Annotated in this window: 20 protein-coding genes; 4 read left to right on the forward strand and 16 right to left on the reverse strand. The window is 71.3% G+C overall.

The annotated features are described in order from the left end of the window. From QSK45_RS10845 to QSK45_RS10905, 13 genes are all read right to left on the reverse strand, one after another. A partial coding sequence (locus tag QSK45_RS10845; RefSeq protein ID WP_285555561.1) for a homocysteine S-methyltransferase family protein occupies nt 1-1075 on the reverse strand: 1075 nt, incomplete at its 3' end. Then, nucleotides 1072-2055 (reverse strand): carbohydrate kinase family protein, encoded by a 984-nt coding sequence (locus QSK45_RS10850; RefSeq protein WP_285555563.1) that lies wholly within the window; start codon nt 2053-2055, stop codon nt 1072-1074. The genes QSK45_RS10845 and QSK45_RS10850, both read right to left, overlap by 4 nt. Nucleotide 2056: 1 nt before the next feature. Further along, nucleotides 2057-3265, reverse strand: coding sequence for a methionine adenosyltransferase (metK, locus tag QSK45_RS10855; protein WP_285555565.1), 1209 nt, complete (start codon nt 3263-3265; stop codon nt 2057-2059). 1 nt (nt 3266) lies between these two features. After that, on the reverse strand, nt 3267-3509 hold the full coding sequence (locus tag QSK45_RS10860) for an acyl carrier protein (protein WP_285555567.1): 243 nt from the start codon (nt 3507-3509) through the stop codon (nt 3267-3269). A 47-nt stretch (nt 3510-3556) separates the two neighbouring features. Continuing rightward, complete coding sequence (acpS, locus tag QSK45_RS10865) at nt 3557-3991, reverse strand: holo-ACP synthase (RefSeq protein ID WP_285555569.1); 435 nt, start codon at nt 3989-3991, stop codon at nt 3557-3559. 1 nt (nt 3992) lies between these two features. After that, on the reverse strand, nt 3993-4871 hold the full coding sequence (locus QSK45_RS10870; protein ID WP_285555571.1) for a class-II aminoacyl-tRNA synthetase family protein: 879 nt from the start codon (nt 4869-4871) through the stop codon (nt 3993-3995). Nucleotides 4872-4953: 82 nt separating this feature from the next. Further along, nucleotides 4954-5844: a diiron oxygenase gene (locus QSK45_RS10875; protein ID WP_285555573.1), complete on the reverse strand. Its 891-nt coding sequence runs from the start codon at nt 5842-5844 to the stop codon at nt 4954-4956. A 39-nt stretch (nt 5845-5883) separates the two neighbouring features. Beyond that, nucleotides 5884-6957 carry a class I SAM-dependent methyltransferase gene (locus tag QSK45_RS10880; RefSeq protein WP_285555575.1) on the reverse strand — a complete coding sequence of 358 codons (1074 nt, stop codon included), beginning with the start codon at nt 6955-6957 and terminating at the stop codon, nt 5884-5886. Next, complete coding sequence (locus QSK45_RS10885) at nt 6954-7784, reverse strand: class I SAM-dependent methyltransferase (RefSeq protein ID WP_285555576.1); 831 nt, start codon at nt 7782-7784, stop codon at nt 6954-6956. Before QSK45_RS10885 ends, QSK45_RS10880 begins: the two co-directional genes overlap by 4 nt. 63 nt (nt 7785-7847) lie before the next feature. Further along, nucleotides 7848-8363 carry a MaoC family dehydratase gene (locus tag QSK45_RS10890; protein ID WP_285555578.1) on the reverse strand — a complete coding sequence of 172 codons (516 nt, stop codon included), beginning with the start codon at nt 8361-8363 and terminating at the stop codon, nt 7848-7850. A gap of 82 nt (nt 8364-8445) precedes the next feature. After that, the gene (locus QSK45_RS10895; RefSeq protein WP_285555580.1) at nt 8446-9618 is read right to left on the reverse strand and encodes a trans-sulfuration enzyme family protein; all 1173 of its coding nucleotides are present in this window, start codon (nt 9616-9618) and stop codon (nt 8446-8448) included. A 138-nt stretch (nt 9619-9756) separates the two neighbouring features. Next, complete coding sequence (locus QSK45_RS10900; RefSeq protein ID WP_285555581.1) at nt 9757-11196, reverse strand: MFS transporter; 1440 nt, start codon at nt 11194-11196, stop codon at nt 9757-9759. 211 nt (nt 11197-11407) lie between these two features. Next, entirely contained in the window at nt 11408-11701 is a 294-nt protein-coding gene (locus QSK45_RS10905; protein WP_285555583.1) for a heavy-metal-associated domain-containing protein, read from the reverse strand. Nucleotides 11702-11908: 207 nt separating this feature from the next. Between QSK45_RS10905 and QSK45_RS10910 the strand changes: the two genes are divergently transcribed. Both QSK45_RS10910 and QSK45_RS10915 read left to right on the forward strand, forming a co-directional pair. After that, nucleotides 11909-12334, forward strand: coding sequence for a hypothetical protein (locus QSK45_RS10910; protein ID WP_285555585.1), 426 nt, complete (start codon nt 11909-11911; stop codon nt 12332-12334). A gap of 89 nt (nt 12335-12423) precedes the next feature. Then, nucleotides 12424-14046 (forward strand): multicopper oxidase family protein, encoded by a 1623-nt coding sequence (locus QSK45_RS10915; protein WP_285555587.1) that lies wholly within the window; start codon nt 12424-12426, stop codon nt 14044-14046. A gap of 54 nt (nt 14047-14100) precedes the next feature. Here the strand turns inward: QSK45_RS10915 and icmF are convergent, their stop codons facing one another. Then, on the reverse strand, nt 14101-17331 hold the full coding sequence (icmF, locus tag QSK45_RS10920) for a fused isobutyryl-CoA mutase/GTPase IcmF (protein WP_285555589.1): 3231 nt from the start codon (nt 17329-17331) through the stop codon (nt 14101-14103). Nucleotides 17332-17614: 283 nt separating this feature from the next. Between icmF and QSK45_RS10925 the strand changes: the two genes are divergently transcribed. Together QSK45_RS10925 and QSK45_RS10930 are read left to right on the forward strand one after the other, a co-directional pair. Then, complete coding sequence (locus QSK45_RS10925) at nt 17615-18763, forward strand: acyl-CoA dehydrogenase family protein (protein WP_285555591.1); 1149 nt, start codon at nt 17615-17617, stop codon at nt 18761-18763. Nucleotides 18764-18987: 224 nt separating this feature from the next. Continuing rightward, complete coding sequence (locus QSK45_RS10930) at nt 18988-20157, forward strand: TetR/AcrR family transcriptional regulator (protein ID WP_285555593.1); 1170 nt, start codon at nt 18988-18990, stop codon at nt 20155-20157. Between the two features lie 4 nt (nt 20158-20161). Here QSK45_RS10930 and QSK45_RS10935 read toward each other — a convergent pair whose 3' ends face one another. Both QSK45_RS10935 and QSK45_RS10940 read right to left on the reverse strand, forming a co-directional pair. Further along, nucleotides 20162-21454 (reverse strand): cytochrome P450, encoded by a 1293-nt coding sequence (locus tag QSK45_RS10935; protein ID WP_285555595.1) that lies wholly within the window; start codon nt 21452-21454, stop codon nt 20162-20164. A 43-nt stretch (nt 21455-21497) separates the two neighbouring features. Beyond that, a complete protein-coding gene (locus QSK45_RS10940) occupies nt 21498-22853 on the reverse strand; it encodes a glutamine synthetase family protein (protein WP_285555597.1) in 1356 nt (451 codons plus the stop codon). Between the last annotated feature and the right edge of the window lie 282 nt (nt 22854-23135).

Here is a 23135-nt window from a genome sequence, read left to right on the forward strand (position 1 = left end):
TGGCCTCGCGGAACTTCTTCGACCCGTTCGCGTTCGTGCGCTCGCCGATCGCCAGATACGACGTGTCCTGCCGGAACGGCACCGACTGGTACAGCGACGCGGCGCCCGGCTCGGGGTGCGGGTCACGGACCGGCGGAGTCAGGCCCCGGACCCGCTCCACCACCTGACGCAGATGCTCCGGGGTCGTACCGCAGCAGCCGCCGACGAGCGAGAGGCCGTACTCCCGGACGAACGTCTCCTGGGCGTCCGCCAGCTCCGGAGCGGTCAGCGGGTAGTGGGCGCCGTCCTTGCCGAGGACGGGCAGGCCGGCGTTCGGCATGCACAGCAGTTGGACGCGGGCGTTGCGGGCGAGATGGCGCAGATGTTCGCCCATCTCCGCGGGTCCGGTGGAGCAGTTGAGGCCGATCATGTCGATGCCCAGCGGCTCCAGGGCCGTGAGCGCGGCGCCGATCTCGGAGCCGAGCAGCATCGTGCCGGTCGTCTCGAAGGCCATCGACACGAGTAACGGCACGTCCACGCCGAGCCGTCGCATGGCGCGCCGGGCGCCGATGACCGACGCCTTGGTCTGGAGGAGGTCCTGGGTGGTCTCCACGAGCAGCGCGTCGGCGCCGCCCGTGAGCAGGCCCTCGGCGTTCGCCTGGAAGCCGTCCCGGATCGTGCCGTAGCCGATGTGGCCGAGGGTGGGCAGCTTGGTGCCGGGGCCCATGGAGCCGAGCACCCAGCGCTGACGCCCGTCCCGGGCCGTGTGCCCGTCGGCCGCCTCCCGGGCGATCCGGGCGCCGGCCTCGGACAGTTCGTGGACGCGGTCGGAGATCTCGTACTCCGCCATCGCCGCGTGGTTGGCCCCGAAGGTGTTGGTCTCCACACAGTCCACGCCGACCGCGAAGTAGGCCTCGTGGACGGAGCGGACGATGTCGGGGCGGGTGACGTTGAGGATCTCGTTGCAGCCCTCCAGCTGCTGGAAGTCGTCCAGCGTCGGCTGTGCTTCCTGGAGCATGGTGCCCATCGCCCCGTCGGCGACCACCACCCGGGTGGCGAGCGCCGTGCGCAGGGCCTCGATCCGCGCGGCCGTCATGTCAGGTCCCGCAGATGCGTCGCGAGCTGGGCCGCGCAGCCCACTCCGTAGGTCGTGCGCAGCCGTGTGAGCAGGGGGTCCCGGTACAGCCGGTACTCCTGGGTGCCGACGTGGTCCAGCACCGTGGCGGCCACGGCACAGCCCAGCTGGGCCGCGCAGCGCTCCGGCAGGTCCCACGCCGTGGCCGCGAGGAAGCCCGCGCGGAAGGCGTCACCGACCCCGGTCGGATCCACCACACCCGGGACCGGTACGGCGGGCACGGTGAGGTCGGGACGGCCTTCGCGGCGGACGCGTGCCCCCGCGGCGCCCTCGGTGGTGACCCAGCAGCCGACGCGGCGCAGCACCTGGGGCACGGTGAGGCCCGTACGTTCCAGGAGCAGCGCGGCCTCGTACTCGTTGGTGAACAACCAGCGGGCCCCCTCGACGAGTTCGAGCACTTCCTTGCCGTCGAGGCGTGCCAGCTGCTGGGAGGGATCGGCGGCGAAGGGGGTGCCGAGGTCCCGGCAGGCGCGGGTGTGGCGCAGCATGGCCTCGGGGTCGTCGGGCGAGACCATGACCAGGCCGAGACGTCCGGTGCCCTCGGCGACCGCCCGCAGATCGATGGTGCGGGCCTGCGCCATCGCGCCGGCGTAGAAGGTGGCGATCTGGTTCTGCGCGCGGTCCGTCGTACAGACGAAACGTGCGGTGTGGTGGTCCTCGCTGACCAGCACGGAGTCGGTGTCGACCCCGTGCTGCTTCAGCCAGACCCGGTAGGGCTCGAAATCGGCGCCGACCGCGCCGACCAGCACCGGCCGCAGACCGAGCAGCCCGAGGCCGAACGAGATGTTCGCTGCCACGCCGCCACGCCGGATCTCCAGTTGGTCGGCGAGGAAGGACAGGGAGACGCGGTCCAGTCGGTCGGCCAGGAGCTGGTCGGAGAAGCTCCCCGGGAAGGACATCAGATGGTCGGTGGCGATGGAGCCCGTGACAGCGATGCGCATCTCAGCCCTCCACACTCCGCCGCAGGGCAGCGGCCCGGTCGGTGGACTCCCAGGTGAACTCGGGCAGTTCACGGCCGAAGTGGCCGTAGGCGGCGGTCCGCGCGTAGATCGGGCGCAGCAGGTCCAGGTCGCGGACGATCGCGGCCGGACGCAGGTCGAAGACCTCGGCGATCGCGGCCTGGATGCGCTCGACGGGCGCGGACTCGGTGCCGAACGTCTCCACGAACAGACCGACCGGATCCGCCTTGCCGATCGCGTAGGCGACCTGGACCTCGCAGCGGCGGGCGAGACCGGCGGCGACCACGTTCTTCGCGACCCAGCGCATGGCGTACGCCGCGCTGCGGTCCACCTTGGAGGGGTCCTTGCCGGAGAACGCGCCGCCGCCGTGCCGGGCCATGCCGCCGTAGGTGTCGATGATGATCTTGCGGCCGGTCAGACCCGCGTCGCCCATCGGGCCCCCGATCTCGAAGCGGCCCGTGGGGTTCACCAGCAGCCGGTAACCGTCGCTCTCCAGACCCACGCCCTGCTCCGCGAGCGCCTTGAGCGTCGGCTCCACCACGAACTCCCGGATGTCCGGGGCCAGCAGCGACTCCAGGCTGATGTCCGCGGCGTGCTGGGAGGAGACGACGACGGTGTCCAGGCGTGCCGGGCGGTCGCCGTCGTACTCGATGGTGACCTGCGTCTTGCCGTCCGGCCGCAGGTAGGGACAGGTGCCCTGCCTGCGGACCTCGGTCAGCCGGCCGGCCAGCCGGTGCGCGAGATCGATCGGCAGCGGCATGAGCGCGGGCGTTTCGTCGCAGGCGTAGCCGAACATCAGGCCCTGGTCGCCCGCGCCCTGCCGGGACAGCTCGTCGCTGTTGCCCTCCGCGCGGGCCTCGTAGGCGGAGTCCACGCCCCGCGCGATGTCCGGCGACTGGGAGCCGATCGACACCGAGACCCCGCAGGAGGCGCCGTCGAACCCCTTGGCCGAGGAGTCGTAGCCGATGTCGAGGATCGTGTCGCGCACGAGCTGGGCGATGGGGGCGTACGCGCGGGTCGTGACCTCGCCGGCGATGTGCACCTGGCCGGTGGTGATCAGGGTCTCGACGGCGACGCGGGAGGCCGGGTCCTCGGCCAGCAACGCGTCCAGGACGGTGTCGCTGATCCGGTCGGCGATCTTGTCGGGGTGGCCCTCGGTGACGGACTCCGAGGTGAAGAGCCGCCGGCTCACCTCACTTCACCTCCGCGAGGAAGAACGCGGCCTCGATGGCGTCGAGCGTGCGGATGGAGTCGACCTCCAGGGTCTCCATCTCGATGGCACGGCCGCTGTACTGCTCCAGCAGGAAGACGAACTCCACGAAGGACAGCGAGTCGATGAGCCGGTTCTCGATCAGGTCGAGGTCGCCGGGGATGTCGTCGCGCTGCGGGTGGCGCTCGAGGATCCAGTCCTTCACCTGCTGCAGGCCGTCGGTCATGGCGGTACTCCTAACGAGGATCGAAGAAGGGTGGGGGAGCGGGCGTCTCACGGCCGGTGCCGGGGATCGCCGATGATCGGAGCGGCTACGGCCACCGCGTAGTCCACGTCGTGGCTGATGCTCACCGTGATGTCCTGGATGCCGGACTCTGCTGCCATCTCGGCGGCGGCGCGGCGCAGTTCGACCAGCGGCCAGCCGCCGTCCGAGCGGTGCACCACGATGTCGCGCCATGGCAGGAGCCGTCCCTGGACGCGCAGGGTCTTGAACGCCGCTTCCTTGGCCGCGATCCGTCCGCACAGGCTGAGCGGATCGAGGCCGCTGGACGTACGGCAGTCGTCGAGTTCGCCGGGGTTCAGCATCCGCAGGAAGAAGTCCTCGCCGTAGTCGTCGAGGAGCAGGCGGACGCGCTTGACGGACACGATGTCCATGCCGAGGTTCGCCCAGCCCGTACCGCCGCCCTCGGCGGTGGGGTGGGCCGGCACCTCACACCACCGGGCCGACCGGCGTGAGGCGGTCGTTAGCCGCGCGTACGGCGTCGGTGGCGGCGGCCCAGCTGCCGTGGCGCCGGGTGAGGGCCGACAGCCAGCGCTCGAGGCCGAAGGCGACGCAGCTGGTGGAGGCGGGTTCGCCGGTGCCGGCGAGGGTGATCGAGCAGCGGTCGCCGAAGAAGTTGCGATGGGTGTTGACGGAGGCGATCGCGAGGTCCTCGAAGAGGAACTCGTGCTTGACCGGCGACAGCCGCTGCAGCAGCGCCTTCGAGCCGCCCTTGTCGAAGAAGGGGTCGCTGGCGGCCTCCCTGCGCAGCGGCAGGTCGAGGACGCGCGCGAAGGCGGTGATGCGCTCGGTGAACGCCCGCAGGTGCGCGTCCGCGTGCTCGCGGCTGCCGAGGGCGACGATCTCCCGCATGCGGAAGCCGAGCTGGCGGCGCAGCCCCTCGTAGCGCTCCTCCTTGCGGAAGCACCAGCCGACCACGGTCACCAGGGTGTCGTCCGCGACCTCGCGGCCCTCGTGGTCGAGGTAGACGGCGTAGCAGGAGGCGGAGGGCAGCCCCAGTTCCGCGGGCTGGAGCGAGCCGCAGGGGAAGCAGCCCGTCTCGGCGCAGTACTCGCCGCGGCGGTCGACGTCGATCGCGGTGGCGACGACGGCCTGGTGGGGGAAGTTCTCGTAGTAGTCGAGCCGCTTGAGGTCGGCGGCCGGCAGCAGCGGGGGCATGGTCATGGGACGGGCCCCGGCGGCCACGCCCCACTTCTCGAAGGTGTCGTCGAGGAGCCGGAGCAGGGCCGTGGCCTCCGCTCCCAGGGAGGGCAGGCCACGGCGCTCTCCCGGGGAACACGGGGGCGCTGTGGATAGGGTGTCGGGCACGGTGGTGGACCACCTCTCGGTTCGCTGGACCGGCCGTCCCGGTCATCGGCGGGACGCGCCGGAGGGGCTGAGCCGCGCCGGATCAGAGGACCGGCAGGCTGTCGTCGGAGAAGATCCCGGTCTTGCGGAAGAAGGCGAGCGGCTTGCGGATCGCCCGGCGCTCCTGCTCGCGCCTGCGCTCGTCGGCGAGCAGGGCGTTGCGCAGACCCAGCGGGTCGGCGATGCCGGCGTCGCGGTAGACGTGCGGGTTGTAGAGCGAGTTGACGCTGAAGACGACGTAGCGCTTCAGGTAACTCTCGACCTCGCGCAGCCGTTCGGCGCCGACCGCCTCGCGCATCCGCCTGAACAGCAGCGACACCAGTTCGCGGCCGAAGGCGATGTGCCGGGACTCGTCCTGGTGGTGGATGCGGTTGACCTGGCGGATGGTGTCGCAGAGCGTCTCGTCCTGGGCCATCCGGGTGTTGAAGTGGTCGACCAGCTCCTCGAAGAACAGGATGCGGGCGAACACCAGGAAGTTCTCGACCTCGGGCTCCCAGTCGGAGTCGGAAGTCATGGTCATCGACGAGTAGATCTTGCCGCCGTAGCGTCGGCAGAACTCGGAGAAGAACCACATGTGTTCGTTCTCCTCGCCGATGAAGTGGTGGAAGAAGTCGGAGGGCACCTCGAAGCCGGGCATGTGGATGCGGCCGACGACCTCGATGAGCAGTTCGCGGATGCCGTGCACGTTCAGGCTGTAGAAGTTGATGGACTCCCACTTGGACAGCCTGCGCAGGGTCTGCTGGTCCAACTGGTCGTAGTGCGGGGTGCCGTGGACGGTGAGCAGATCGGGGCTCATCCACATGCGGTTCTCGTCCAGCGCGTCGGGCCAGGCGAACTGCTGGTACGGGTTGTAGTAGTCCTCGATGGACTTCTCACTGAGCCGTTCGAGGATCTCCAGGAAACGGTCGTTGACGGGAAGGGCCGTGGTGGCCATGGTTTCTCCTGTCCGCTGCGTGTGCGGTGTCCGAGCCGGTCAGGGCCGGACCTCGTAGACGGCGTTCACCGGCGTCTCGGTCGCCCGCCGCCAGCGGGTGAAGCCCGCTTCCTCGGCGATCGCGCGGAAGGCCCGCTCGCCGGAGTGGTTGCCGAGCGCGTGCGGGCCGCGCTGCGCGAGGGCGACCGGCAGACACATCACCGCGGACAGCGCCATGAACATGCGCGCCGGCGGGGTGTGCGTGTGGATGTCGGCGGGGGAGACGTTGGACTCCACCAGCATCCACGTGCCGTCCGGGTCCAGGGACTTGTGGACGTGCTGGGCCGCGGCCACCGGATCGCCCATGTCGTGCAGGCAGTTGAAGAACGTCACCAGGTCGTAGCCGGTGCCCGGGTAGTCGTCGGCGGACGCGGTCTCGAAGACGACCCGGTCGCCGAGGCCCTCGTCGTCGGCGAGCTGCCGGGCGATGGCGATGGCCTCCTCCGAGTAGTCGAAGCCGTACACCCGGGCGTGGGGGAAGGCGCGGGCGATGAGCCGGGTGGTGTGCCCGACGCCGCAGCCGACGTCCGCCGCGGTGCCGCCGTCCGCGAGCTTGTCGCTCACCTCGTGCAGCGCCGGGAGCCAGTCGCTGAGCAGCCGGTGCTGGTAGGTGGGCTGGAAGAAGCTGCCCATACCGGTGTCGAGCGCCGGGTCGTGCTCGGCCCAGCCGACGCCCTCGCCGCTGCGGTAGGCGTCCAGGAGCAGGTCCTCGGTGGCGTACAGCGCCTTGAGCGCGGTGAAGAACCCCGCGGCGTAGGTGGGCGCCTCGGGCTGCGCGAGCACGGAGGCGTGCTCGGCGGGCAGGGTGTACTTGTCGGACGACGGGTGGCGCTCCACATAGCCCGCGCTGAGCTGGGCGTGCAGCCACTCCTCGGCGTAGCGCGGCGCGATGTCGGCGCGCAGGGACAGCTCCCCGGGCGTGAGCGGGCCCTGTTCCGCGAGGACGCGGTAGAGGCCGAGCCGTTCGCCGAGGGACACGGACAGTCCGCGCACGGCGGCCGCGGCGTCGTCGATGATGCGCTGGTGGAAGTCGGTCGTGGGGTCGGTGTGCCCGGGGCCGGAGGGCCGGGTCATGAGGCGGTCTCCTCTCGGGTCGCCGTGAACAGGAAGGAACGGGGCACGCGCGGGGTCTCGCGTGGCGGCACCGGGTAGGGCCAGCGGCCGAAGTCGGCCCCCTCCTCGCCCGGTTGCTTGACCTCCTGGACCGTCCAGCCGCAGGAGACGAGCAACTGCTCCGGCTCCTCGGTGCCGAACAGCCAGGGGTTGCCGTCCTCTTCGAGCGCCTTCATGAAGGGCCGGGACAGCGGGTTGCGCAGCGCGGCCTCGCTGATGACGTCACCGAGCAGGACGGACCCGGGGGCGCTGTGCTGCCACAGGGTCGTGATCAGGGTGCGTACGGCTTCCTCCGGCAGGAAGAAGAGCAGGCCCTCCACCACCCACAGGGTGGGCCGCTCGGCCTGCCAGCCGGCCTCCTTGAGGGAGCCGGTCCAGTCCTCCCTGAGGTCGACGGCGACGGTGCGGCGCTCACGCCCCGCCGGTTCCGGCTCCCTGGCGAGCATGGCGGCCTTGGCCTCCAGCAGCGCGGGCCGGTCGAGTTCGTAGAGGGTGATGCCGTCGGGCCAGGTGAGGCGGTAGTGGCGGGTGTCCATGCCGGCGGCGAGGAACACGACCTGCCGCAGCCCCCGTTCGCCCACCGCGCGCTCGATGGCGCGGTCGAGGTAGGTGGTGCGGATGGCGAGGAACGGCACGGTGCCCGCGCCCGCGTAGCGGTCGAGCAACTCGAAGCCGGTGGTGCCGGCGACGGTGCGGGCGTAGGGATCGGCGAACAGCCGGTCCTCGCGTTCGGTCTCCAGGGCCCGCGCGGCGGCGGTCCACTGGGCGGTGCGGGATACGGCCTCCACGGGAGGTCTCCCTTCGGGGCAGCGCTTCGTCAGCGCGAGCGATGGGTGTGCGGACGGCCGTGTTCAGCGCTGCCGGGCACAGCAGGCGACCGGGTCCTGCGCCGCGGACATCGACGACGGGGCCGCGGTGGAGGTTGCGGCGGGACGCCGCCGGAAGATGCTGTGCAGGATCATGCTGAACACGACCGTCCCGTCGGCGGCCACCAGCTCGCAGCGGGGCTGGACGATGCCGGTGGCGGGGTTGCCCAGCGCGGGGCGCGATCCGAGGATCTCGACCCGCGCGGTGAGGACGTCGCCCGGCCGGACCGGCCGGCGGTAGCGGACCTCGTCGATGCCGGGCGAGCCCTCGCAGGCGCTGTAGGCGAGCAGGCCGTCGACATAGCGCCGCATGAAGAGCGCCGAGGTGTGGAATCCGCTGGCGATCAGCCCCCCGAAGGACGACTGCTTCGCCCGCTCGGGGTCGGTGTGGAAGGGCTGCGGGTCGAAGCGCCGCGCGAAGTCCAGCACCTCCTCCTCGGTGACGGTGACGGTGCCCAACTCATGGACGTCACCGGTGCGGAAGTCCTCGAAGTAGCGCATGGAGCCCCCCTCTGGGCGGACGAGCCGGTTCTCTGGACCTCACTCAATCTACGAATCAGCCGTTTATTTTGTCAACCCAAATCTATGGGTGGTCCAAAGCCGCGGCGATGTCCGCCCAGAGGTCCTCCGGATGCTCGATGCCGACCGACATCCGCACGGTGCCCGCGCCGATCCCGGCGGCCGTGAGCGCCGCGTCGTCCAGCTCCCGGTGCGAGGTGGACGCCGGGTGCGTGACCAGCGTCTCCACGCCGCCCAACGACAGCGCCAGGCGCGCGACCCGGACCCGCTCGATGAAGGCGCGTCCCGCCTCCCGGCCGCCGGTGAGGTCGAACGAGACCATGCCGCCGCCCCCGTCGAGGAGCCTCCGCGCGCGGTCGTACGAGGGATGCCGCGGGAGCCAGGGCCAGTGCACGGCGGCCACGCGCCCGTGCGCGGCCAGGCGCTGGGCCAGGATGCCGGCGCCGGCGCAGTGCTGCCGCATGCGCAGCGGGAGGGTGGGCAGGCCGCGCAGGGTCAGCCAGGCCGCGAACGGGTCGGCGCAGGCGCCGAGTTCGACGGTCCGGGGCCACACCCGGTCCCGCACGCCGGCGTCGGCGAACACCGCCACTCCGCCGAGCACGTCGGAGTGCCCGGCCAGGTACTTCGTCGTGGAGTGCACGACCACGTCGGCGCCGTGCTCGATCGGACGGCACAGCACCGGCGAGGCGAGGGAGTTGTCCACCATGCCGAGCACGCCGTGCCGCCGGGCCTCGGCCAGCAGGCCGGTCAGGTCGGGGACCCGCCCCGTGGGGTTGGCGATGGTCTCCAGGTGCAGCAACCGGGTGGCGGGGCGGACCAGGCGGGCGAACTCGGCCGGGTCGTCACCGCTGATGTAGTCCACGTCGACGCCGTACCGCGCGGCGAGGTCGGAGAGGACGGAGTACGTGCCGCCGTACAGGCAGCGCCCGGCGATCACATGGTCGCCGGGCCGCAGCAGTGCCAGGAGTACGCCGCTGATCGCGCCCATCCCGGAGGCGAACGCGATCGCGGCGGCCCCGCCCTCCAGGTCCGCGAGGGTCCGTTCCAGTGCCCGCACGGTGGGGTTGCCGCGTCGGGAGTAGACGTACGCCCTGTCCGGTCCGCCCATGGCCTCGGCCAGTTCGGCGGCGGAGTCGAAGGCGAAGGCCGAGGACTGGACGATCGGGACGCTCAGCGGCCTGCCGCCGGCCGTCGGGGGGTCGTGCCGCACCTGCACGGCGCGGGTCTGCATGTCCATCAGGGGGCTCCTCCGTACACGGGACAGGGCCGTCCGCTCCGGTTGCCCGGGGCCGGACGGCCCGTCGAGGGGTTCGTTGTCCGGATGGACGGCGGCCCCGGCAGAGGATGCCGTGCCGGTCCACCGTGAGGGTGCCCGTCAGACACCGGCCCGTTCGCCGGATGCCTCCCGGGCGGGGTCGGCCTGCGTCGCCGCCCGGTCGCCCCGCATGGCGAGCAGGGTGACCAGACCGCCGACGGCGGCGATCGCGGCGGCCCAGAGGAAGGCCGCGCCGAAACCGTCGGTCAGGGCGGGCAGGTCGCCGAGCCTGCCCGCGCCCTCGGAGGTGGCCACGGCGGTCAGCGCCGCGAGACCGAGGGCGGAACCCACCTGGTAGGTGGTGTTGACGATGCCGGACGCCAGACCCGCCTGCTCCTGCGGGGCGCCGGACATCGCGGCCATCATCGCGGGGATGTAGGCGAGCGACATGCCGAGGGCCGCGACCAGCGACGCGGGCAGGACGTCCACCACGAAGGTGCCCGTGGGCTGTACCTGGGCCAGCCACACCAGACCCGCGGCGAGGACCAGCAGGCCGCCGCCGATCAACGGCTTGGCGCCGAACTTCGCCAGCAGCCGGGCCGTGATGGCCGTCATGAAGATCATCAGCAGCACGGTCATCGGCAGCAGCGCGGCACCGGAGGCGAAGGCCCCGTAGCCGAGGACCTGCTGGAGGTACAGGTTGAGGAAGTACCACATCGGGATCCACGCCGCGCCGAGCAGCGCCATCGCCAGGTTCGCCGAACCCAGGCGCGGGACCCGCCAGATGCCGAGCGGCATCAGCGGCTCGCGCACCGTCTTCTGGATGACGAAGAACAGGGCGAGCAGGGCGACCGCGCCGACCAGTTCGAGCACGGTGCCGGTCGAGGACCAGCCGGCCTCGGGGGCGCGGACGACGGCGAACACCGCGAGCGCGAGACCGGCCGTGACGGAGATCGCGCCGAGCACGTCCACGCCGCCGCCGCGACGGCCGCCGACGGCCGGCAGCAGCTTGGAGGCCGCGAGCGTGCCGAGGCCGATCGGGATGTAGATGATGAACACCCACGGCCAGCTCAGCCACTGGGTGAACACACCGCCCATGAAGACGCCGGCCGTGCCGCCCGCGGGCGCCGCGGCACCGTAGAGCGCCATGGCCTTGCCCAGTTCCTTGGGGTCGTGGGCGAAGAGCATCATGAGCAGGGTCATCGCCGAGGGCGCGATCAGCGCGCCGCCCACGCCCTGGACCGCCCGGCCGACGACCTCCACGGACGCGCTCTGCGCGGCGGCGGCCACGATCGAGCCCGCGACCAGCACGCTCCAGCCGGTGATGAACACCTTGCGGGCGCCGAGCAGGTCGGACAGCCGGCCGCCGAGCAGCAGCAGGCCGCCGAAGGCGATGACATACGCGTTGAAGACCCACTGCAGCTCGCCCTGCGAGAAGCCGAGGTCCTTCTGCATCTCGGGAAGCGCCACCCCGATGATCGACGTGTCCATGATGACCATGAACTGGGCGGCGGCGAGCACGACCAGTGCCCACCAGCGCCGGGGATTGACCGCTGACATGACTCCACCCTTCTTGTTGTATACCCCTGGGGGGTACCTGTGCGGTGCACCGTAGCATACCCATGGGGGGTATGTAAGAGCGTGAACTCGGGGATCACGTAGGGGAGTTGAGTCATGCGGTCGAGGGGTGCGAAAAGGCGAAGACCCCTCCGTCCCATGGGGAACGGAGGGGTCTTCGCCCGGGGTGCACCGCGCCTGCCGGCGCGGGGCCTCAGATCTGGCCGACGAGTTCGTAGCCCGCCTCGTCCACGGCGGCGCGGACGGCTTCCTCGTCGAGCGGGGCGGCGGAGGTCACGGTGACCTCGCCGGTGTCGGCGACGGCGGTGACCGCGGTGACGCCGTCCAGGCCGGAGACCTCCTTGGAGATGGCGGACTCGCAGTGGCCGCAGGTCATGCCGGAGACCTTGTACACGGTGGTGACGCCGCTGCCGTGGACCTGCACGTCGGTCGCCGCGCCGGTGCCGCAGGAGCCGCAGCAGGAGCCGGAGTTCGTCTGTTCGGTCATGGCTTCTTCCTCGGGTGTGAGCATGGTTCGGTCCGCGGAAGGGCGGTAGCCCGGCCTCCCGACGAGATGAACGATATACCCCCCAGGGGTACTTAGTCATCTGATCGTCTCCGCGGGGTCGAGTGGACGGCCTACCCCTAGGGGGTATAGTGACGTGCCTGGAGCGTGTGACGGGCGAGGCGGGGGCCGGAAAGGGGTTGGCGACAGGTGACGTACCGGCGGACGGGTTCCCACCGCGGCGCGGCGCGCCGGTCGTGGGCCGCCGTCCTGGCGTTGCTCGCCGCCTTCGTCGTCCTGGTCCACCACGACATGGGCGCGGCTCCCGCCGCACCCGCGACCGCCATGAGTGCTATGTCCGGGACGGAGCACGCCGCGCACGGCATGACCGGACCGGACACGGCCGCCCTGACCTCGGCCATGGACCACGACGCCGACGGCGCCTGCTCCGGCGCCGACATGCAGCACTGCACCTCCGGCGCCGTCGGCTCACCGCAGTGGCTCGCGCCGCCGACCGTGCGGACCCCTGCCGTCCCGGGCGCTCCCGGACACGGCGTCCTCGCCGGACGCGGCCTTCCGGGCAACCCGCACCGCGCGCCGCCGGACCTCTCCGTCCTCTCCCGACTGCTGATCTAGGCCGCCTTCTCGCGGCCCGTTCCCCGGACATCGCGGGGGCGATGCCGCATGCGCGCAGGTCGACCGCATCTCGAGAAGAGGCATCGCACATGAACAGCATCAACCGACGCTCCGCCCTGCTGGCCGGTCTCGCCGTCGCGGGAGGAGGAGCGCTCGCCGCGTGCGGCGGCTCCGGCTCCACGCCGGCCCTGGTGAGCCCCGACAGCAAGGTGGTCGCGACCACCGACAAGAAGCGCAAGGGCACCGGCAAGGTGCGCAACGTGACCCTGACCGCGGCGCCCGCCATGCTCGACCTCGGCGGCAAGGTGATGGCGAAGAGCTGGGCCTTCGGAGGCCGGACCCCCGGCAAGGAGATCCGGGTGTCCGCCGGCGACACCCTCGCCGCCGAACTCTCCAACCAGTTGCCGGACCGGACCACGACGTCCATCCACTGGCACGGCATCGCCCTGCGCGCCGACATGGACGGCGTGCCCCCGGCCACCCAGAGCGCCGTCCGCGCCGGCCGCAACTTCACCTACCGCTTCCTCGCCGACACCCCCGGTACCTACTTCTTCCACCCGCACGTCGGTGTCCAGCTCGACCGCGGCCTGCACGCCCCGCTGATCGTGGAGGACCCGAGGGAACCGCTGTCGTACGACGACGAGTGGGTCGTCGTCCTGGACGACTGGGTCGACGGTGTCACCGGCACCCCCGACCAGGTCCTCGCCGAACTGAGCCAGGGCATGGGCGGCATGGACATGGGCGGCTCGGGGCACGGCGGCTCGTCCGGCCACGACATGGGTGACATGGGCGGCATGGACATGGGCGACATGGGCGGCATGGACATGAGCGGCGGGGGCTCGGGCAAGGGGGGCGAGGCGTCGTCCGGCTCGATGAAGTTCATGCTCATGGGCGCGCGCAGCACTCTGCTCGGCGGCGACGCGGGTGACGTCAAGTACCCGTACCACCTGGTCAACGGGCGGGTCCCGGCCGACCCCGACGTCTACACCGGCAAGCCCGGCAAGCGGGTGCGGCTGCGCCTCGTCAACGCCGGCGGCGACACGGCGTACCGCGTCGCGCTCGGCGGCCACAAGCTGACCATCACCCACACCGACGGCTTCCCGGTCGCCCACCAGGAGGTGGACGCGCTGCTGGTGGGCATGGGGGAGCGGTACGACGTCCTCGTGACGCTCGCCGACGGGGTCTTCCCGCTGGTCGCCGTCGCCGAGGGCAAGAACGCGAGCGGCATGGCGCTGGTGCGCACCGGCTCCGGCGCCGCGCCGAAGCCGAGCGTCCGCCCGAAGGAACTGGACGGCATGATCATGAACGCCGCCGGGCTGAAGGCGGCCGACGACGTCCGCCTGGCGACGAGGAGGACCGACCGGGTCCACCGGATCGAGCTGACCGGCGGCATGGCCAGGTACGACTGGGGCATCAACGGCAAGCGCTACGACATGAAGCACCCCACCGCGCATCCGGTCCTGGTCGAGCAGGGCGAGCGCGTCCGGCTGGACTTCGTCAACAAGACGGGCATGTGGCACCCGATGCATCTGCACGGCCACACCTACCAGCTCGGCACCGGCGGTCCGCGCAAGGACACCACCATCGTGCTGCCCGGACGCACGGTGTCCGTGTACTTCGACGCGGACAACCCCGGCCAGTGGATGCTCCACTGCCACAACGCCTACCACGGCGAGGCGGGGATGATGGCGCTGCTCGCCTACGAGGCGTGACGGCACGAGGGGGGTGCGGGCGCCGAGCGGCCCGCACCCCCCTCGCCCCGTGCGTCAGACGTTGCGCCGGTACTGGCCGCCCACCTCGAAGAACGCCTCGGTGATCTGCTGGAGGGTGCAGACCCGCGCTGCGTCCATGAGCACCGTGAAGACGTTGTCCCCGTTGACGGCCGCCGCCTTGAGGGCGGTCAGCGCGGCGTGCGCCTCCTGCTGGTGCCGGGACTGGAAGTCCCGCACGCGCTCCAGCTGGGAGCGCTTCTCCTGCTCGGTGGCGCGGGCCAGCTCGATGGCGCCCGGCTCGGCGCCCTCCGCGTGCGGGTTGCGGAAGGTGTTGACGCCGATGATGGGCAGCGAGCCGTCGTGCTTGCGCTGCTCGTAGAGCATCGACTCGTCCTGGATACGGCCGCGCTGGTAGCCGGTCTCCATCGCGCCGAGCACGCCGCCGCGCTCGCTGATCCGCTCGAACTCCAGCAGCACGGCTTCCTCGACCAGGTCGGTCAGCTCGTCGATGATGAACGAGCCCTGGAGCGGGTTCTCGTTCATCGCGAGGCCCCACTCGCGGTTGATGATCAGCTGGATGGCCAGGGCCCGGCGGACGGATTCCTCGGTCGGGGTGGTCACGGCCTCGTCGTAGGCGTTGGTGTGCAGGCTGTTGCAGTTGTCGTAGATCGCGATGAGCGCCTGCAACGTGGTGCGGATGTCGTTGAAGTCCATCTCCTGGGCGTGCAGGGAGCGGCCCGAGGTCTGGACGTGGTACTTCAGCTTCTGCGAACGCTCGCCCGCGCCGTACTTCCGCTTCATCGCGACCGCCCAGATGCGGCGCGCGACCCGGCCGAGCACCGAGTACTCGGGGGCCATGCCGTTGGAGAAGAAGAACGACAGGTTGGGCGCGAAGTCGTCCACGTCCATGCCGCGCGCCAGGTACGCCTCCACGTAGGTGAAGCCGTTGGCGAGGGTGAAGGCCAGCTGGCTGATCGGGTTCGCGCCCGCCTCGGCGATGTGGTAGCCGGAGATGGACACCGAGTAGAAGTTGCGGACCTTGTTGGCGATGAACCACTCCTGGATGTCGGCCATCATCCGCAGCGAGAACTCGGTGGAGAACAGGCAGGTGTTCTGTCCCTGGTCCTCCTTGAGGATGTCGGCCTGCACGGTGCCGCGCACGCTCGCCAGCGCGTCGGCCCGCAGCCCGGCCGCCTCCTCGGCCGAGGGATCGCGGCCCTCGGCGGCGCGGAACCGCTCGATCTGCTGGTCGATCGCCGTGTTGAGGAAGAACGCCAGCACGGTGGGCGCCGGACCGTTGATCGTCATCGAGACCGAGGTCGTCGGCGCGGTCAGGTCGAAGCCGTCGTAGAGCGCCTTCATGTCGTCCAGGTGCGCGACCGAGACACCGGAGGTGCCGACCTTGCCGTAGATGTCGGGACGCTCGCCCGGGTCGCGGCCGTAGAGGGTGACCGAGTCGAAGGCGGTGGACAGCCGGGTGGCGGGCTGGCCCTCCGACAGGAGCTTGAAGCGCCGGTTGGTGCGGAACGGGTCGCCCTCGCCGGCGAACATGCGCGCCGGGTCCTCGCCGTCGCGCTTGAAGGGGAACACCCCGGCGGTGAAGGGGAAGTAGCCCGGCAGGTTCTCCCGGCGCCAGAACCGCACCAGCTCACCGTGGTCGGTGAACCGGGGCAGTGCCACCCGGGGGATGCTGTTGCCCGACAGGGACTCGCGGGTCAGCCTGGTGCGGATCTCCCGGTCGCGGATCTTCACGACCTGTTCCTCGCCGGAGTACGACGCCACGACGGCGGGCCAGTTCTCCAGCTGCTCGGTGACCTCGTGCGGCAGCCGCCTGCGGGCGTCCGTGAGCAGGGCGTCCACGTTGTCCGCGTCGGAACCGGCCGCGGTGAGCTCGCCCTTGACCGCGTCCAGCCGCTGCACCCGCCGCGCCGCCTCGGCCAGCACCTCGGTCTCGGCGTGGTACGCGCGGACCGTCTCGGTGATCTCGGCGAGGTAGCGGACCCGGTCGGCCGGCACCACCTGGCGGATGCCGGAGGAGTGGCGCACGGAGACGGGCGCGAGGGTGCCCTCCCGCAGATGCAGCCCCTTCTCGTCGAGGGCCGACTTCAGGTGCTGGAAGAGCGCGGTGACCCCGTCGTCGTGGAAGGTCGCGGCCGAGGTGCCGTACACCGGCATGTCCTCGGGCTTCTTGTCGAACGCCTCACGGTTGCGCACCAGCTGGCGGCTCACGTCGCGCAGCGCGTCCTTGGCGCCGCGCCGCTCGAACTTGTTGACCGCGACCACGTCGGCGAAGTCGAGCATGTCGATCTTCTCGAGCTGGGACGCGGCGCCGAACTCCGGGGTCATCACGTACAGGGAGGTGTCGACGAACGGCACGATCGCCGCGTCGCCCTGGCCGATGCCCGGCGTCTCCACGATCACCAGGTCGTACCCGGCGGCCTTGACCACGTCGATGACCTCGGTGAGGTGCTCGGGCAGCTCATGGCTGCCGCGCGTGGCGAGGCTGCGGAAGAAGACCCGGTTCCCGTCCAGGGAGTTCATCCGGATCCGGTCGCCGAGCAGCGCGCCGCCGCCGCGCCGGCGGGTCGGGTCGACCGCGATCACCGCGATGCGCAGCTTGTCCTGCTGGTCCACGCGGAAGCGGCGCACCAGCTCGTCGGTCAGCGACGACTTGCCGGAGCCGCCGGTGCCGGTGATGCCGAGGACGGGCACCACCCGTCCCGCCGCCGCGTCCCGCAGCCGCGCGAGGAACTCCGGGGACAGCTTGCCGAGTTCGGCGCCCGTGATGGCGCGGGCGGTGGCGAACCGGTCGCCCGCGAGCACGGCGTCGACGTCCGCCGGCCTGCCCTCCCACAGGTCGAAGTCGCAGTCCCGCACCACCGAGTTGATCATCCCGGCGAGGCCCATCCGCTGCCCGTCCTCGGGCGAGAAGATGGTCACCCCGTGCGTGCGCAGCCGGGTGATCTCCTCGGGCACGATCACGCCGCCCCCGCCGCCGACCACCCGGATGTGCTCCGCGCCCCGCTCGCGCAGCGACTCGACCAGGTACTCGAAGTACTCGACATGGCCACCCTGGTACGAGGAGACGGCCACGCCGTGCGCGTCCTCCTCCAGTGCCGCGTTCACGACCTCCTGAACCGATCGGTTGTGGCCGAGGTGGATCACTTCGGCACCCTGGGACTGGAAGATCCGCCGCATGATGTTGATCGACGCGTCGTGCCCGTCGAACAGAGCGGATGCGGTGACCAGGCGTACGGGGTGCACGGGGGAGTGCAGTTCGCTCATCGGGGGCCTTCCGGGACAGGTCGGGGGACGCTGATCAGGGAAATACTAGGACGTCCTAGTAAAACGCAGTAGTCGGACCCGATGTGACCAGCGGCACAGTCGGGGGCGCGGCTTTGTGAACCGGGATCAGAGCGCGGGCCGGGTGTCCCGTACCACCCCACCCCGCCTCACCCGCCGCTGCTTCACCACTTCCACCTCAAGTGAATCCCGAGTAGTCTCCGCTGGCGCATTCGGCCGTACGGCGGCACCATCCGCGGTTCTCGATCCCCCGAGAAAGATGATCATGAAGCGAACCCTTTTCGAAGCCGAGCACGAGGACTACCGCGAGAGCGTGCGGGCCTTCATCGCCAAGCACGTCGTGCCGCACTACGCGGACTGGGACAAGGCGGGCATCGTGCCCCGTGAGCTGTTCACCGGTCTGGGCGCCCTCGGCGCGCTCGGCATCGCCGTGCCCGAGGAGTTCGGCGGCGCGGGGATCCAGGACTTCCGCTACAACACGATCCTGCACGAGGAGGGTGCCCGGGTGGGGGCCATCCCGGCGATCCTCGGGCCCACCCTGCACGCGGACGTGTGCCTGCCCTACTTCCTCGACCAGACCGACGACGAGCAGAAGGCGCGCTGGCTCCCCGGTATCGCCTCCGGCGAGTTGATCACGGCGGTCGCCATGACCGAGCCCGGCACCGGTTCCGACCTGTCCGGCATCCGTACCAAGGCGGTCCGGGACGGCGACCACTACGTCATCGACGGCGCGAAGACGTTCATCACCAACGGCATCAACGCCGACCTGGTCGTCGTCGCCGTCCGCACCGGCGAGCACCCGCACCGCGGGCTCAGCCTGATCGTCGTGGAGCGCGGCACCCCGGGCTTCGAGCGCGGCCGCAAGCTGGAGAAGGTCGGTCTGCACGCCCAGGACACCGCGGAACTGGTCTTCACCGGGGCGCGCGTGCCGGCGGCCAACCTGCTCGGAGAGGAGGGCGAGGGCTTCTTCGCCCTGACGCGCAATCTCGCGCAGGAGCGGATGTCGGTCGCGATCGCCGGTCTGGCCCAGGCGGCGGCCGCCTTCGAGTGGACCGTCGAGTACGTCCGTGAGCGCAAGGCGTTCGGCAAGCCGATCGGCACCCTCCAGGTGATCCGGCACCGGCTCGCCGAGCTGTCCACCGAGATCGAGGTGGCCCAGCACTACCTCGACCGGTGCGTACTGGCCCTGAACTCGGGCGAGTTGACGGTCGTCGACGCCGCCAAGGCCAAGTGGTGGTGCACCGAACTCCAGGGCCGGGTCATGGACGCCTGCGTCCAGCTGCACGGTGGGTACGGCTACATGCTGGAGTACCCGATCGCGCGGGCCTGGCAGGACAGTAGGGTGAGCCGGATCTACGCGGGCACGACCGAGATCATGAAGGAGATCATCGGCCGTTCGCTGGAACTCGGCTAGGTCGCCGGTCCAGGAGGAGTCGGCTCGCCTGTCTGGAGGTGACGGTGAGGGTCGGGACCGAGGCGGAGACGGCGGGCGTCCGCGCGGGAGCCGCGGAGTCCGCGGCGGCGGTCGGCCGCACAGGGGCGGCGGAAGCCGGTGCTGCACCCGCGGGGCCCGGTGCTGCACCCGCGGGGCCCGGTGCTGCTCCCGCGGGGTCCGCCGCGCAGCCGGTCCCGCCGCTCGTGCGGGCCACGCGTCCGCGCAACCGCCGGGAGCTGATCATCGCCGCCGCGCGGGAGCTGTTCTCCCGCGACGGCTACGCCAACGCGGCGATGAGCGACATCGCGGCGGCCGTGGGCATCGGCCCCTCGGCCCTCTACCGGCACTTCGGCGGCAAGCAGGAGCTGCTGCACGCCGTCGTCGCCGAGGCCCTCGACTCCTGCCTGGCCGGGCTCTACCCGGCCGGTCCCGGCGAACTCGACGTCCTGGTGCGGGACTTCGCGGCATCCGCGCTGGCCCGGCGTGAGCTGGGCGTGCTGTGGCAGCGCGAGGCCCGGCACCTGCCCGCCGAGCAGTACGCGGAGCTCGCCCGCCGGCTGCACGCGGCCCGGCGCACCCTCGCCGGCCAACTGACCGCCGCGCGGCCGAACCTGGACCCTGCCCACACCGAGCTGCTGTCCTGGGGCACGCTCGGGGTGGCGGCCGGCCTCGCCTACCAGCACGTGGAACTCGCCACGCCGGACCTCGTCGCGCGTCTGATGCACCGCGTCGCCACGGCGGCCCCGCCCCGCCTCGGCGAACCCCGGCTCGACGCACCCGGGGGCCGGTTGCGGCACCGCTCGCGCCGGGAGGCCCTGCTCGCCGCCGCGACCGAACTGTTCGCCGAGCGCGGCTACGCCTCGGTCAGCCTGGAGGACACCGGCGCGGCCGTCGGGATCGCCGGCCAGAGCATCTACCACCACTTCGCCAGCAAGCACGAGCTCCTCGCCACCGCCGTGCACCGCGGCGTCGAACGGCTCTGGGTCGACCTGGCCGAGGTGCTCGCCTCGGCCCAGGACCACGCCGGCGCGCTACGGCGCCTGGTGTGGCGCTACACCCGCAACGCGCTGGTCTCCCGGCACCTGGTGACGGTGATCGCCACCGAGGCCGAGCACCTCCAGGAGGCGGACCGGCTGCGCGCCCGTCAGTTCCAGCGCGACTACATCGCGGAGTGGCTGCAACTGCTGCACGCGGTCCACCCGGCCATGGGCCCGTCCGAGGCCCGCGTCCGGGTGCAGACCGTCCTGACCGTCGTCAACGACGTGGCCCGCACCCCCCGGCTCGCCACCCGTCCCGGGATAGACCGGGCGCTGCACCAACTGGGATGTGAACTGCTGGAGCTGCCGGACGGCCCGGTCCCCGGGGTGGCCTGACTCCTCAGGCCGGCGTCACCTCCACCGGGAGCCGCTTGATGCCGTTGACGAAGTTGGAGCGCACCCGCGGCACGTCACCGGCGAGCCGGATGCCCGCGAGGCGCGGGATCAGCTCCTCGAACATGATGCGGATCTCGGTGCGCGCCAGCAGGTTGCCCAGGCACAGGTGCGGGCTGCCCTTGCCGAAGGTGACGTGGTCGTTGTTCCGCCGGGCGACGTCGAGGGTGTAGGGATCGCCGAACACGTCCTCGTCGCGGTTGCCCGAGGCGAACCACATGACGACCTTGTCGCCCTCCCTGATCCGCTTCCCGCCGAGTTCGACGTCGCGGGTCGCGGTGCGGCGGAAGTGGTAGACGGGGGAGGCCCAGCGCAGGAACTCCTCCACCGCCGTCGGGATGAGGGACGGGTCCTCCTGGAGACGGGCGAGCTGCTCGGGGTGCTGGAGGAGGGCCAGCATGGAGTGGCTGATGGTGTGGCGGGTCGTCTCGTTGCCGGCCACGACCAGCAGCAGGAAGAAGTTGTCGAAGTCCTGCGCGGACAACGGCACCCCGTCGCGCGGGGTCTCGTTGACCAGCCGGGAGATCAGGTCGGTGCCGTCGCCGCCCTTGCGCTGCCGGGCCAGCTCGCGGCCGTAGGCGAAGACTTCGAGCGACGCGGGGGAGCGGAAGGGCAGATCGCGGTACTTCTCGCTCTCCTCGCTGTGCAGGAGCACGTCCGCGTAATCGGGGTCGGTGTTGCCGATGATGCGGTTGCCCCAGTCGATGAGCTGCTGGTTGTCCTCCGGGGGCACGTCCAGCAGCCGCGCGAGCACGTTGATGGGGAAGTCGGCGGAGACGTCCTTGACGAAGTCGAAGGTGCCCTTGGCGAGGGCCGCGTCCAGGGTGGTGGCGGTCAGACCGCGCAGGAAGTCGGCGTAGCCGTTGATGACGCTCGCGCCGAACTGCCGTTGCAGCAGGCTGCGCAGGGCGCGGTGGCGGACGCCGTCCAGCTCCAGGATGGACGCGCGCTTCTTGATCTGGTCCTCGTCGACCTCTTCGAGGTTGACGAACTTCATCGAGGTGAAGGTCTCCGCGTCCCGGTCCACGCGGGCGATGTCGGCGTGCCGGGTGACGGACCAGAAACCGGAGTTGGGGGCCTCCTCGGGCTGCCAGTGCACCGGGTCCTCGTGGCGCAGGGTGTGGAACATGCGCCACGGGGTCACGCCGTCGGTGAAGTTGTCCAGGTTCGCGAGGTCGACGTCGGCGAGCGGCAGGGGTTCGCGCACGGCCTCGGGCACGGACAGGGCGGGAATGGTCATGGGCGGTGGGCTCCTCGGCGGCAGGGGTGGTGGCGGTACTCGGTCACAGGTGGTACGCGTACTCGGTGAACTCCCAGTCGGTGACGTGCCGGTGGAAGCGCGCGACCTCGTCGCGCTTGTACGAGAGGTAGGAAGCGGTGAAGTCCTTGCCGAGCACCTCGGCCAGTGCCGCGTCCGCCTCCAGGGCGTCCAGCGCGGCGGGCAGGGTGGTCGGCAGCATGGGGGACTTGGCGGTGTCGTAGCCGTAGCCCTCCAGCGGTGCGGGCGGCTCCTCGCCGGCCAGCACGCCCAGCAGCGCGGCGGCGAGCGTGCCCGCGATCAGCAGGTACGGGTTGGCGCTCGCGTCGCCCAGGCGCAGTTCGAAGCGCGCGCCGGAGCCGCGCTCGGGCGGGACGCGGACCATGGCGCTGCGGTTGTCCAGGCCCCAGTCGATCAGCCAGGGCGCGAGGGTGTCCGGCCCGAACCGCTTGTACGAGTTGACGGTCGGGTTGGCCAGGGCCGCGAGGGCGGGGGCGTGGGCGAGCACGCCGGCCAGGGCGTGGCGGGCGGTGGCGGACAGGCCGTAGGGGCCGGACGGGCCGTCGAAGACATTGCCGCCCTCCTCGTCCGCACAGGACAGATGGAGGTGGAAGCCCGAACCGCCGGCGTCGTTGAAGGGCTTGGCCATGAAGGTGGCCAGGCGGTTCTCCTTGCGGGCCAGTTCCTTGACCGCGGCCTTGAAGCGGAAGGCGCGGTCGGCGGCGGCCAGGGCGTCGCCGTGGGTCAGATTGATCTCGAACTGCGAACCGTCGAACTCGTGGTTGCCGCTGCTGACCCCGATGTCCATGCCGTGCAGCAGGCGCAGGGTGCGCAGCAGGTGGTTGTCGCCGTCGGCGCGCAGCCCCGCGGTGTAGACGACGCCCCGGGCATCGCTGTAGCGGCGCCAGCCGGCCGGGCTGTCCGGGGTGCTCTCGCACAGGAAGTACTCCAGCTCCGGGCCCACCACCGGGCGCAGTCCGTGCTCGTGGCAGCGTTCGACCACGGCGCGCAGCAGATCGCGGGGGGACTCGGGTGCGGGCGCTCCGGTGGCCGGGTCGGTGACGTCGCCGAGGCAGGCGGCGACCCCGGGCTCCCAGGGCAGGGCGGTCAGGGTGTCGAGGTCGGGGCGCACGCAGATGTCGGGCAGACCGGCGTCCAGCCCGCCGGCGACCGGCACCACGTCGCCCTGCGGGCTGGTGTGGTAGACGGCGCGGCAGAACGCGAGACCGTGCTCGCAGGCGGAGGGCAGGTGGTCCAGCAGGACGTCCCGGGCCCGCTCGGTGCCGATGAGGTCGGGATAGGTCACCCGGACCACGTCGATGCCCTCGGCTGCCAGCCGCTCCACATGGCGGCGGACGGGTGGGGTGTCGGATGCGCTCACCGGTGTCTCCTCTAGGGGAAGGGGGCGCCTCCCAGGGCTCGGGGCGCTGGGACGGAGAGGGGGAGGGAACGGCGGCGCACCGCGGGAGGCGCGGCGGACCCGTCGTTCGTTTGGTGCCAAACGGTAGGGACGCCCGTCACTTTCCCGCAAGGGTTCCGGCGCAGAAATTTATCCACCTGGATAGCTATTGACCAGGGGGCCGCCCGTTCCTATGTTGTTTGATGCCAAACGAGTTGGGGGCGCGGACGCACACCAGGGCCGTCGTGCCGTGGTCGCCGCACC

The organism is Streptomyces hygroscopicus subsp. hygroscopicus, assembly GCF_030269125.1.
GTDB classification, from domain to species: domain Bacteria; phylum Actinomycetota; class Actinomycetes; order Streptomycetales; family Streptomycetaceae; genus Streptomyces; species Streptomyces hygroscopicus_C.